Origin of the sequence: Burkholderia sp. BDU5 (assembly GCF_001522845.1) — a bacterium.
GTDB classification, from domain to species: domain Bacteria; phylum Pseudomonadota; class Gammaproteobacteria; order Burkholderiales; family Burkholderiaceae; genus Burkholderia; species Burkholderia mayonis.
The window spans coordinates 74970-87388 of the sequence record NZ_LOWC01000002.1; the positions used below are offsets into that span (position 1 = coordinate 74970).

13 protein-coding genes are annotated in these 12419 nt (G+C 59.4%); all 13 read left to right on the plus strand.

From position 1 onward, the window contains the following. The 13 genes from WS69_RS32815 (at window position 1) to WS69_RS00935 (ending at window position 12403) form a co-directional block, all read left to right on the plus strand. A complete protein-coding gene (locus WS69_RS32815) occupies window positions 1-1500 on the plus strand; it encodes a hypothetical protein (protein ID WP_156437882.1) in 1500 nt (499 codons plus the stop codon). Further along, window positions 1497-2189, plus strand: coding sequence for a phage minor tail protein L (locus WS69_RS00880; RefSeq protein ID WP_059468959.1), 693 nt, complete (start codon window positions 1497-1499; stop codon window positions 2187-2189). Before WS69_RS32815 ends, WS69_RS00880 begins: the two co-directional genes overlap by 4 nt. A 4-nt stretch (window positions 2190-2193) precedes the next feature. Beyond that, window positions 2194-2925: a C40 family peptidase gene (locus WS69_RS00885; RefSeq protein ID WP_059468960.1), complete on the plus strand. Its 732-nt coding sequence runs from the start codon at window positions 2194-2196 to the stop codon at window positions 2923-2925. Beyond that, complete coding sequence (locus WS69_RS00890; RefSeq protein ID WP_059468961.1) at window positions 2922-3503, plus strand: tail assembly protein; 582 nt, start codon at window positions 2922-2924, stop codon at window positions 3501-3503. Before WS69_RS00885 ends, WS69_RS00890 begins: the two co-directional genes overlap by 4 nt. Continuing rightward, entirely contained in the window at window positions 3500-6871 is a 3372-nt protein-coding gene (locus tag WS69_RS00895; protein WP_059468962.1) for a host specificity protein J, read from the plus strand. The genes WS69_RS00890 and WS69_RS00895 overlap by 4 nt, the downstream gene beginning before the upstream one ends. Then, window positions 6871-7176 carry a hypothetical protein gene (locus WS69_RS00900; RefSeq protein WP_080309572.1) on the plus strand — a complete coding sequence of 102 codons (306 nt, stop codon included), beginning with the start codon at window positions 6871-6873 and terminating at the stop codon, window positions 7174-7176. Before WS69_RS00895 ends, WS69_RS00900 begins: the two co-directional genes overlap by 1 nt. Window positions 7177-7970: 794 nt before the next feature. After that, on the plus strand, window positions 7971-8264 hold the full coding sequence (locus tag WS69_RS00905) for a phage holin family protein (RefSeq protein WP_059468963.1): 294 nt from the start codon (window positions 7971-7973) through the stop codon (window positions 8262-8264). Continuing rightward, the gene (locus WS69_RS00910; protein ID WP_059468964.1) at window positions 8257-8676 is read left to right on the plus strand and encodes a glycoside hydrolase family protein; all 420 of its coding nucleotides are present in this window, start codon (window positions 8257-8259) and stop codon (window positions 8674-8676) included. The genes WS69_RS00905 and WS69_RS00910 overlap by 8 nt, the downstream gene beginning before the upstream one ends. Further along, complete coding sequence (locus tag WS69_RS00915) at window positions 8673-9167, plus strand: DUF2514 family protein (RefSeq protein ID WP_059468965.1); 495 nt, start codon at window positions 8673-8675, stop codon at window positions 9165-9167. The genes WS69_RS00910 and WS69_RS00915 overlap by 4 nt, the downstream gene beginning before the upstream one ends. A 168-nt stretch (window positions 9168-9335) precedes the next feature. Next, entirely contained in the window at window positions 9336-10124 is a 789-nt protein-coding gene (locus WS69_RS00920) for a DNA adenine methylase (RefSeq protein ID WP_059468966.1), read from the plus strand. Window positions 10125-10232: 108 nt separating this feature from the next. Then, window positions 10233-11066 carry a hypothetical protein gene (locus tag WS69_RS00925; protein WP_059468967.1) on the plus strand — a complete coding sequence of 278 codons (834 nt, stop codon included), beginning with the start codon at window positions 10233-10235 and terminating at the stop codon, window positions 11064-11066. A gap of 405 nt (window positions 11067-11471) precedes the next feature. Continuing rightward, window positions 11472-11969, plus strand: a complete 498-nt coding sequence (locus WS69_RS00930; RefSeq protein WP_059469012.1) for a glycoside hydrolase family protein — start codon at window positions 11472-11474, stop codon at window positions 11967-11969. After that, the gene (locus WS69_RS00935; RefSeq protein WP_059468968.1) at window positions 11966-12403 is read left to right on the plus strand and encodes a lysozyme inhibitor LprI family protein; all 438 of its coding nucleotides are present in this window, start codon (window positions 11966-11968) and stop codon (window positions 12401-12403) included. The genes WS69_RS00930 and WS69_RS00935 overlap by 4 nt, the downstream gene beginning before the upstream one ends. The last annotated feature ends 16 nt before the right edge of the window (window positions 12404-12419 follow it).

Genomic DNA, 12419 nt, shown 5'->3' on the forward strand with positions numbered 1-12419 from the left:
ATGGGGCAACTTGAAAAAGTCGATCTCGGAGCGCCGGGTTCGGGGGCGGGTGGAGACTCGCCGCGAAATGCCAATGAACGCATGAATCACAACGTCGATGTTCTATCGCGGCAACTCCCCGTGCGGTCTGGAACGACCATCTCAGCGTCGCGAACGTTGGTGATTGACGACATTGGCAAGCGCTTGTCGATCAGCACCCCGGCTGGTGGTGTGGTCAAGTTGTTGCGTGCATCTTTGTGCCAACCCGATTCGATTGTTTGGTTGGTCAACGTCGGCGCGAATCGCGTGGTGCTTGCTCCCGACGACGGATCGGGCGACACGCTCGCCTTAAGTAGGCTAAACGGCGGTGAGGCGGCTGTACTAGATACGGATGGCGTCCACGCATGGCGAGTACTGCTTCGCGGGCGTGCAAGTGCCGATAATGAGTTCATCAACGAGAATCTCTCCGTCGGAGGGGCGGCGACCGTCTCAGGAGATAGCACGTTGTCCGGCAACCTTGCAGTTTCCGGAGATAGCACGTTGTCCGGCAACCTTGCAGTTTCCGGAGATAGCACGCTATCTGGCAACGTCGCGCTGGGCGGTAGTGGAAAGCGAATTCTCGGCGAATTCTCAGGCGGCTCGACGGATGTGTTGTTCCGGAACAGCAGTTCGAATAAGTCTACTCTGGTGGGGGCCGTGCCAAACGGCACAGGGAATCTGGCGGGCTGGCTTGGCTGGTCGGCCGATCTGTCGAAGTGGGCGGGTGTCTACTACGACGGCGCATCATCGAGCGGGGCGTTCGCTGTATCGAATATTGAATGGCGGCTCATCCAGAACAGTGCTACGAAGGCCCGTGTTGCTCTTGATGGAAGCTACTACTATGGGTTTGCCGCATCGAATGGTCTGAGCAACGCCAATCTGGTTGCGGGTAACGTTGGCACAAACTCCAACGGGCTAGGTATCTCGCCGGAAGGTGCGTATCTGGCGATCATGAACACCGCAAATGCAGGCAATCTGTATTTGTCGAAGGGGCCGTCGGCTGCCAATGGGCAGTACGTCCAATTCTCCAATGCGGGGGGCGCCGTCGGTAGCATTACGGCATTGTCTGGATTTACCGGTGTTGCGTATAACACCACGTCAGATTACCGCTTGAAGGATGGTCTTGAGCCGATGACTGGGGCGCTGGCAAGTGTGCGCAAGGCGAAACTGTATACCGGTTACTTTAAAGCGGACCCGTTGAGGACGCTGCAGGACATGATTCTTGCGCACGAAATTGCTGAGATTGTCCCGGCGGCCGTGTCAGGCAAGAAAGATGCAGTCGAGTACATCCCGACTTACCGCGATGGTTACGATCGGAATAATGTTCAGCCCGATGACATTTTGTCGATTGAGCAAGTGATCGTTCCGCAACAGGTAGATCACTCTCGGCTTGTGCTGAGGCTGTGGGGCGCGATTCAGGAACTCGCCGATGAGTTAGACGCTGCGTGTATGCGGATCAATCGGTTGGAGCCGCGCCAATGAGCATTTCTGCCGATATCCAACAGCTCGAGCCGGGGCAACTTGTAGAGTTCTTCGAGCTCGACGCGACCGACATCGGCGGACAGGTCGCATACTTTCACCCGCACCGGCAGGCGGGGTCAATTGTGTGGCGTGGTGTTGCATATTCACCTTGGCCGATCGTCGCAGAGGGGTTCGAGCGAACGAGCGCGGGACGGCAGCCCGTGCCGATACTCAAGGTCGGGAATGTTGACGGGTCGATTTCGTCGCTGTGCCTCGCACTCGCCGATCTTGTGGGGGCAAAAATCACCCGGCGTAGAACGCTGGCCAAGTATCTCGATGCGACGAATTTTCCGAATGGTCAGAACCCGTCTGCTGATCCGAACGAGGAAATGCCTCCTGAGGTGTGGCTAATCGAGCGAAAGTCACACGAGGACAACGAATCGGTCGAGTTCGAGCTATCGTCTCCGCTGGATTTCGACGGCGAGCAACTTCCTCGCCGGCAAATCATCCCGAACCTGTGTATCTGGCTTTATCGCGGCCCGGAGTGCGGATATACCGGTGGGCCGTGCGCCGACGCGAACGACGCTCCGACCGACGATCCTGCCAAGGACCGCTGCAGCCATAGCCTACGTGGCTGCAAGCTTCGCTGCGGCGTCAACAACCCGCTGCCCTACGGCGGCTTTCCTGCTGCGGGCCTCGTCCGCACCTGAACCTATGCAAAAAGCTACTTTGGACGTGATCCGCGCGCACGCGGTTCGCGTGTATCCGCGCGAGTGTTGCGGTCTGGTGATTATCGAGCGGGGGCGCGAGCGCTATGTGGAAGGTAGTAATTCCGCAGTTGGTAGCGAACATTGCCGGTTGCCTGCGGACGAGTATGCGGCAGCCGAGGATCGGGGTGCCGTTGTCGGTTTCGTGCATTCGCATCCCGACGACTCTGCGCAGCCGTCTGAAGCGGACCGATCAGCCTGCGAAGGGTCTGGGTTGCCGTGGCACATCGTCGAAGTGCGGCGCGGTGATGACGGTGTCGTGAGATCGGGCGCGCTCGTGACCGTCGAGCCGGTCGGGTTTCAAGTGCCGCTCGTGGGTCGGTCTTTCGCGCACGGTGTGCTCGACTGCTACACGCTTGTCCGTGATTGGTATCGCATCGAGCAAGAGATATGGCTTCCCGATTTCGATCGCAGGGATTCGTGGTGGGAGAACGGGGGCGATCTGTACATGCAACATTATCGCGATGCCGGATTTGTCGCATTGCCCGGCTCGGATCCGGTGCCAGAGCGCGGCGATGTCATCTTGATGCAGATCCGCGCTCCGGTTCCGAACCATGCGGGGGTCTACCTTGGTGACGGCACGATGCTGCATCACCTCTACGACCGACTGTCGAGCCGTGACGTGTACGGCGGCTACTGGCGGGAAGTAACCCGCCTCATTCTGAGGTTTGAAGGATGAGTGAGAAAATTCGAACCATTCGGCTGTACGGCTATCTCGGTGCACGATTCGGCCGCGTGCGCAAGCTTGTCGTTAGCTGCCCCGCTCAGGCAATCCGTGCGCTCTGCGTAATGGTGCCCGGATTCGAGCGTGAGCTGATGGAAAGCCGCGAAAAGGGAATCATGTACGCAGTCTTCGCCGGCCGCCGAAACCTCGGTGTCTGCGATCTCAAGTTTCCGTGCGGTGACGAGGACATTCGTATCGCGCCGATCCTGCAGGGTGCGAAAGCGGGTGGCCTTTTTCAGACTGTCCTGGGTGCCGTCATGGCCGCCGTCGGGTACTACTTCGGTTGGACGGGGATCGGCGCGGTGATCGGCAACATGGGTGTCGCAATGATGGCCGGGGGCATCTCGCAGTTACTTGCGCCGTCGCCTCGCGGTTTGTCTGCAAAGGATAGTCCGCAGAATCAGGCGAGCTATGTGTTCAACGGGCCAGTCAACACGACTGCGCAAGGTGGCCCGGTTCCGGTGCTGTATGGCGAGCTCGAGATCGGATCGGCGGTCGGATCGGCGGGCATTTATGCGGAGGATCAGCTATGAGAGTCGGCGGAATCCGTGATGTCGTCGGTTTTAAGAAAAGCGGCGGAGGCCGTGCGCCGATCGAGGCAAGCGATACGGCGCGGTCGGTTTCCTACGCGCGTGTGCTCGATATCCTGTCGGAAGGCGAAATCGAAGGGCCGGTGAACGGGTTGAAGTCGGTGCTTCTTGACGGCACGCCTTTGGCTGGAGACGACGGCTCGATCAACTTTCCGGGCGCATCCGTTGAGTTCCGGACTGGCTCGCAGGATCAGGACTACATTCCCGGATTTCCGGCCGTCGAGAACGAGATCGGCGTTAGCGTCGAGCTACGCGGTGATACACCGTACTCGCGAGCCGTTACCAACCTCGAGTTGTCCGCTGTTCGCGTACGGTTGTCGACCCCCCAGTTCCAGCGGGTCGATCCGAATACGGGCGACGTGAAGGGCTACCGAGTCGACTACCAAATCGAGATCGCGACGGATGACGGCGCTTACGAGATCGCGCTGAAGGCCGCATTCGATATCAAGGTGTCGGGGAAGTACGAGCGGTCGCACCGCGTCAACTTGCCCCCGGCACGGCGTGGTTGGACGGTGCGTATTCGCAGGCTGACGCCGAACGCGAATAGCACGACCATCGCCGACACGACGACGGTCGAATCGGTCACTGAGATCATCGATGCGAAGCTGCGGTATCCGAACACGGCACTTGCGGGCGTCATGATCGATGCATCGCAATTTCAGCGTGTGCCGACGCGCTCGTATCATATGCGTGGTCGGCGTGTGCGCATCCCGTCGAACTATGACCCGACCACGCGCGGATACTCGGGGGATTGGGACGGGACGTTCAAGGTCGGCTACACGAACAACCCAGCATGGGTGTTCTACGACATGGCGACGCATCCGCGCTACGGGATGGGGCATCGGATCGCAGCAGACCAGTTGGACCGATATCAGCTCTACAAGATCGCACGCTATTGCGACGAACTCGTGCCCGATGGAAAGGGCGGGCAAGAGCCGCGGATGACGTGCAACGTATATTTGCAGTCACGTGCCGATGCATACAAGGTGCTGGCTGATCTGGCGTCGGTGTTTCGCGGCGTGACCTATTGGTCGGCGTCGCAGATCTGGGCGGTCGCAAACATGCCGGCCGAGCCGGTGTACACGTACACGGCCGGGAATGTGATCGACGGCAAGTTTGTTCGTCAGGGTACCGATCGCAAGACGCGTTACACAGCTGCTTTGGTGTCGTGGTCCGATCCGGCCAATCACTATCAGCAGGCGGTCGAGGCGGTTGAAGACCGCGATGGCAAGCTTCGCTACGGCGTGCGGCAAACGGAGATCACGGCGATTGGTTGCACGTCTCAGGGACAGGCGCAACGCGTCGGGAAGTGGGCGTTGCTCACGTCGCGGATGGAGACGCAAGAAGTCACGTTCTCGGTTGGGCTGGATGGGATTTTCGCCTTGCCGGGACAGATTATTCGCATCGCGGATTCGGCGCTTGCCGGCCGACCAATCAGCGGCCGTGTCCATGCAGTCGCTGGCCGCACCATTACGGTCGACCGTGACGTGACGGTGAAGCCGGGCGATCGCTTGATCGTGAATCTGCCGAGCGGTCGAAACGAGACACGGATCGTATATGGGGTGTCGGGGCGCGATGTCACGGTCTCATCGGATTGGTCTGCGTCGCCGCAGCCCGAAGCAGTGTGGGCGGTAGAGAGTGACGACTTGGCAGTGCCGATGTATCAAGTCGTGTCGGTGGCGGAGCGGACGGACGATCAGTCACTGCGTTTCGAGATCACGGTCGTTCAGCACGAACCCGGCAAGTTTGACAACGTCGACTTTGGAACGCGTATCGAGGAGCGGCCAGTGACGGTCATTCCGCCGTCTATTCAGCCGCCGCCGGCAAACGTCCGCCTGAGCTCATATTCGCGGATCGATCAAGGTGCTGCATCGACGATCATGGTCGTGGCGTGGGATGCGGTGCAGGGGGCGGTTCAATACGAGGTGCACTGGCGCAAGGACAATGGTGACTGGAATTTTGCGGGCCGCACGGGTTCAGTGAATGCCGACGTACCGGGCATTTACGCGGGGGCCTATATGGCGCGGGTCGTGGCGATCAACGCGATGAACGTGCCTTCGTTGCCGGCGTTCAGTGCGTTGACCAACATGCAGGGCAAGACGACACCCCCGCCGGCCGTCACGTTTTTGCGTGCGACGTCGCAGATCATGGGGATCGGGTTGGAATGGGGCTTTCCGGAGGGGGCGCTCGACACGCAGCGCACCGAGCTTTGGTACTCCACGACGTCGGATCGCAGCACTGCGAAGAGACTGGGCGACTTCGCCTTTCCGCAGCATCTGTACACGATGGACGGCCTGCACGCCGGAGCGTCGTTTTTCTTTTGGGCGCGGCTCGTCGATCGCTCCGGTAACGTCGGACCGTGGTATCCGGATGGGGCGGGGGAGAATGGGCAGTCGAGCTCCGATGCAACAGCGATTCTCGACTACCTAAAAGGGGAGATCGGGAAGGAGGAGCTGACGAAAGAGCTGCAATCCGAGATCAAGGGCGCCACAGATTTTATCGGCGACGCCAAACAGCAGCTCGAGCAGCTCGCGGAAGCAGTGGGTGATGTTAAGTCGGACGTCGAGCGTGTCGACGGTGTCGTGGCGCAGTGGTCGCCGGAATGGGCGGGGGCGACCGACGGATATGCGGGCGACACGAAGAAGCTGGCCGGCGTTTGGACGCAGTGGTCGGCGCTGACCGACAAGATCTCGGCGCTCGCTCGGCGCGTGGATCGAGTCACGTCCGTGGCGGGCGAATCGGCCGCCCAGGTACGAATCGAACAGATCACGCGTGTTGATGAAAACACGGCGATGGCGCAACGGATCGAGACGACGGAGGCAAGCGTTGGAACCGTAAGCGCGGCGGTTCAAGAAAATTCGCAAGCAATCGCGAGCGTCGACGGGCGCGTGAAGGCGTATTACACCTTGAAGGTGCAGGCGGCCGTCGGCGGCGGCATGTATGTCGCGGGCATGTCGGTCGGCATCGACAATGACAATGGCGTCACGCAATCGCAGATCCTGTTTCAGGCGGACCGCTTCGGACTTCTGAGCATGGCAAACGGAAGCTGGTACACGCCGTTCGTCATCGAGAACGGAGAAGTTTTCATTAATCGAGGCTTCATCGGAAAGGGGTGGATCACGAACCTCATGATCGGGGATGTGATTCAGAGCAACGACTACGTAGCAGGCCAACGAGGTTGGCGGATCGACAAAAACGGCTCGATTGAGATGAACGACGCCGATGGTGGCGGCCGAACGGTAATCAATCGATTCGGCGGTCAAGTGTATGGACCAAACGGTGGCCTGCTTGTTCGTTGGGGGAGGTGGTAATGCCGGCTGGACTGCAGATCTTTGATGCGAATGGTCGATTGCTTCTCGATGGGACGACGCGATGCGGACGCCTGCGCGGGATGTGCAGGATTGTCGGGGCGGATGGCAGCGAGTCCGCTGATCTGTCTGGAGGGGAGCCGTTCTGGGCGTTCATGCCTGATTGGCTGTTTAAACACATTTCGATGAAGGCCCCCGTGCCGAACATCGAGATTAACGCGAGCGGCGTGCGTTGGTGGTATAGCACGGAGGGCGGGGCCGATTATCGTACGCCGGTTTTTGGTTGGCTGATCTACGGGGTATTTTGATGAAGGCGGGCTTTCAGGCGTTTACGGATAGTGGCGTTTTTCAGATCGATGGTCTGACGCCGAATTACCAACTAGTTCAGCGGCTTGAGGCGGTATCGCAGTGGATCACGGTGGACACGGTCCGTAACAATAAGGATATTCAGTATCAAGGTAGGTATTGGGTTTGTTCATTCACATTCTCTGCGGATCGACCTTTATACGCATTTTCTGCCGACTCTGGCGTTGGGGTTTCACTTTGGGATGCGATGGGATCAGATGATGGGCGAACCTATATCGTCCGGTTTATCACGGAGATTCAAGCGAGTGTTCGATTGTTCGTTTTCTCGAACGTGCCAGCGACCGGGAGTCGTTACGGATTGCAAGTTTTTAGTCCGAATGGAACGTTGATCGCGGATGCCACTAGTCCCTTTTATCGTGTTCTCGACGTCATCGAGGAGAGGTACTTGGGAGACACGGGGTGGGCGGTCATTGGTTCGCCCAATCCTCCATGGTATCAGCGTGCATACGGGCGGCCGGTGCTCATTTCTGGACTGTGGCCGGCTCACCACATATGGGGGTCATCGAACAGCAATCAGCGACTCTGGGACATTCTAGAGATTGGGACGGTTCGAGTCAGCGGCGACGTTGTCTCATGGGGGACGCGTATTTACAACGGTGGGAGATCACCAAACATTGCAGCATTCAGAGAGTGCTGGCACACGAGATTCATGGTGCTAGATGGAACAGGGATTGTGTAACAGGCCGCCAAGTTTGGCGGCCTTTTCATTTGTGGGGTACGGGGAACAGGAGTCCTAATGCAAGAGCATGAAAAAACCATCTTGGAGTTGATTCTCATGGGCGGATTGATCGGTATCGCGAAGGTGCTGGTCGGCAGCGAGCCGTTGTCGTTTCGGCTCGTGATCGGCCGTGCCGTATTGGGATCTGCGACGTCGATGGTCGCAGGCATCGCGCTGTTGCAGATCCCGGATCTGCCGCCGATCGCGCTGCTTGGTCTCGGGAGCGCGTTCGGCATTGTCGGGTCGCAGTACCTCGAGGTGCTGCTGCGCAGGAAGGCAAAGCAACTTTTTGGGGGACGTGAGAATGGGTAATTACGACACGTTGAAGCTGAAGGCTGAACTGACGCGCGACGAGGATCGGCGGTATCGAATCTATACGGACACCGTCGGCAAGGTGTCGGGCGGCATCGGCCGCAACCTGACCGACAAGGGGTTCCGCGACAACGAGATTGATCTGATGTACCAGAACGATGTCGCCGAAACCGAGGCGTGGCTCGATCGCTATCTGCCGTGGTGGTCGTCTCTCGATCCGGTCCGCCAGCGTGTGCTGATGAACATGGCGTTCAACATGCAGGGGAAACTGCTCGGATTTCGCAATTTCCTCGCGGCGGCGCAGCGTGGCGACTGGAGCACGGCTGAGGCTGAAATGCTCGATAGCCTGTGGGCGCGGCAGGTCGGGGATCGCGCGAAGCGCCTTGCGTCGATGATGAGGAGTGGCGCATGACCTGGCTAGATCCTCGTCTCTGGCTTGTCGTCATCATCGCTGTATTCGTTGGCGCGGCTGCTGGCTATTCGAAGGGGCATCGCGATGCCGACCAGTCCGCCAAGGTCGCAAATCAGGCGAAGCAGATTGACGATCTGACGACTGAACGTGATGAATTTAGCCGTCGCGTGGCGGCTCAACAGGAGATCGCAACCCGTGCTGCGAAAGAACGTGATCAGGCGCGCGCTGATGCTGCTGCTGCAGATGGTGCTGCTATCGGCCTGCGCAAGCAGGTCGCCGCGCTCGTTGTCGATGTTCGGCGTGCCGGCGCTTCCGCCGCAGGCCCGGCAACCGGCGACGCCCTCGATTTGCTTGCCGACGTGCTCGGCCGGACTGACGAGCGCGCGGGAGAGTTGGCGAAGATCGCTGATGAGCGTGGCATCGCCGGCCAGCAGTGTGAGCGTAGTTACGACGCGTTGATGGGCGACGCGCGAACCGATCTGCCGCGATAACGCGGCATGCGAGGCGGCGGCCTCGAGAGAAACAGGGCGGCCGAGGGGCGTGCGGGAACACGCTCCCCGGTCGCCTTTCCACTGAGTGAGCCAGTGAATCGGCCAAGGCCCTGCTACCTACCGGTAGGCGGGCCGGATTCTACACCAAGTTTAAAAACGGCTTTCACAATGGCAAATCCGATTGTTCCTTGGATCGGCGGCAAGCGCCGCCTTGCAGATCATCTGATCCCGCGCTTTCCGGCGCACGACTGCTACGTCGAGGTGTTCGCGGGCGGAGCTGCGCTGTACTTTTTGCGTCCGCCGGCGAAGGTTGAGGTCATCAACGATGTCAACGGTGAACTAATCAATCTGTACCGCGTTGTGCAGCATCACCTCGAGGAATTCGTGCGGCAGTTCAAATGGGCGCTGACGAGCCGGCAGGTTTTCGAATGGCTGAAGCTGACGGTCCCGGAAACCCTCACCGATATCCAGCGAGCGGCACGTTTCTACTACCTTCAGAAAATTTGCTTTGGCGGGAAGCTGGAAGGGCAGACGTTCGGGACGGCGACGACGACGCCGCCCGGTTTGAATCTCCTCCGGATCGAGGAGGAACTGTCGGCGGCGCATCTGCGATTGGCGAATACGTTCGTTGAGCGCCTCGATTGGGCGGCCTGCATCGATCGATACGACCGACCGCACACGCTGTTTTATCTCGATCCGCCGTATTACGAGACGGAGGGGTACGGCGTGGCGTTTCCGTTTGCTGAGTACGAAAAGATGGCGGAGCGCCTGCGGTCGATCAAGGGACGTGCAATGGTCAGCCTGAACGACCATGCGGAGATCCGTCGTGTGTTCGACGGATACCACATCGAAACGGTGCCGATTGACTACACGGTCGGGGGCGGAAAGGGAGTCAGCCGGAGCGAGCTGGTCATCTTCAGTTGGGATGATGCTGCGCAACCGGTCGGGTTGTTCTGATCTAGGCCGGGGCATCGACCCCGGTTCAATTTCAACCGTTGTCCAGTCGTAATTTTTGTAAAATGAGATCGCGGGGGCATACCAATTCAACTAGTACCTGAGACTTCAATGAAAAAAAAGTTACTTGCAACTTCCTTCATCGCGATTGCGCTGTCGGCCTGCGGTGGTGGTGACGACGCTGCGTCTTCTACGCCGAGCAAATTCGCGATCAAATTGACGTATTCCGGGCTGCCGCTCGTTAGCCAGCAGAAAACAATGCGCATGGCCGCAGTTGACGCTGCATCCGGGGTTGCGACAGATTCGCAGAAATCGGACGGCCAAGCGACGGTCGACGAGCTTCAGAAGAGGTTCAGCGAGGCAGGGACGGGGATCACCGTTTATCCCGGCGTGATAGACGGAACGACGCTTCACCAGATCGTCATGTCGGTGAACAATGGCGTCGGTCCTACTGCCGACGAGAAACGTAATGCCAAGGTGCCTGTCGTGCAGTCCGAGTGGGTTGTGCTTAATTTCGAGCTGGATGATATGCAAACGGGGAGGAATGATCCGGCTCAGGTTGCAGCATTGGACCGGTTCAAGAGGGATCTGGTTGTGTTTCAAGATCGGCTCTACATCGAGGGCAAGCAGGTCTATAAGATCCTTCCGATTCTTACGTGCGAACTGCCGGCGGGGCAAACGGCTGCGGATGGTTTGAGCGACGTCCTAAAGAGCGTCCCCAACTCGGGTTACCTTCTCGGGTTGCGAGATGCGCCGGATAGGTCGCACATGGGCAATGACTGCCGCACCCCCGATCAAGCGACACGTGATGCTCACATGGCTGCTATCGTGAATCCGGTTGTCGCGAGTTACAACGCAGTCAATCAGCAAGTGAACGACTGTCGAACGAACCCGGCGAGTCGTCCGGAATGGGAGTGCTGGGGCATCGAGCCGGTGAAGAAGTAAATCGGTTGTCTGCTATTCCGGCAACAAGTCGAGCTATGCGGTTGCTCGACTTGTCCTCTAAACTTCCGTCGTCATGTCGGAGGTCGTATGGACAAGCCCGAGATCGACTGGAAAAGGCTCTAAAGAGCACGCAGTGGTGGGCTGGATGCTGACGGCCAAGTGTATTGGTTCGTCGCTCCCAATGCGGCGGCTTGGACCGATTTTCGGTTTTCCGACCCGATTCCGGCTCCTCAATTTGGCTACCTTGGGGACTGGCGAACCAGTCTCACTGAGCGATCGGCCTGAACCGGAGCTGGCCCGCCTCCCGCTGGCGGGCCATTTCACGTTTGCATTCTTAGTCTGATGGTAAAGTGCCTCGACCACGCGGTTGTCGCGGGATACGAAAAGCGCTTTGAGAGGGCGACGATGGCAAATGAAAATATGCGGTTAAGCGAGGCCGGCTGGGCCGCACTGCGGACTCGGGAACAAGCGGTCATGGCCTACTACAACGATCAGGCGAACAACTGCACCTACGGCGTGGGGACGCTCGCCCATACCGGGCCGTGTACGCCCGAAGAACTGCACCGCCCAGTCACTATCGCGCAGGTCAATGCGCAGCTCGCCGCGCGGGTGGGCCGAGCGGAGGCTCAGGTGCGCAGAACCGTCACGCAGCGGGAACTGACGCAAGCGCAGTTCGATGAGCTCGTCAGTTACACCTACAACGCCGGCAATACCGGTGCGTTGGCCGCGTTGCACTCCGCGAACCAGAACAATGACGCCGGAGTCGTGTCGCACATGAATCAGCGCGTCTATGTCCATCCGCGCGATGCCCAAGGGCATCGCCTTCGCCCGATCCGGTCGAACGGACTCGTCAACCGGCGTCGATTGGAAGCCGCCCCGTTTCAACCGCGGGGGGCGCGATGAAGAAGCATTGCCTCTGGTTGCTCATGATGGTGTCGGCGGCCGCGTTCGCTGACCAGACGCCGGCTGACGAGATCTCGGCGCGCAGCGGGCTGCCGGCGAACGAGGTCAACGCGCTGTTGAGCAATTGCGATTCGAGTCAGACCAGCATGAATTTCTGTGCGTGGCGGGACCAGATCGTCGCCGAGCGCGAGCTGCAGCAGGTCGTCGACAGGCAGATCAGCGAGCATCCGGAGCGCAAGGCCGCACTCGAGGCGAAGATTGCGAAGTGGAAGAAGGCCCGTGATGCTTCGTGCGAGAAGTCGGCGCGGAAGGAGTGGGGCGACGGGTCGATGCGGCCGGCGGCGCAGGCAATTTGTGCGACGGCGGTAACGAAGAAGATGACGAAGAAGCTCTCTGCGATCGCCCCCTCAAGTCGTCCTGATCGCGCAAAGTAGTTTTCAATCGTCACGC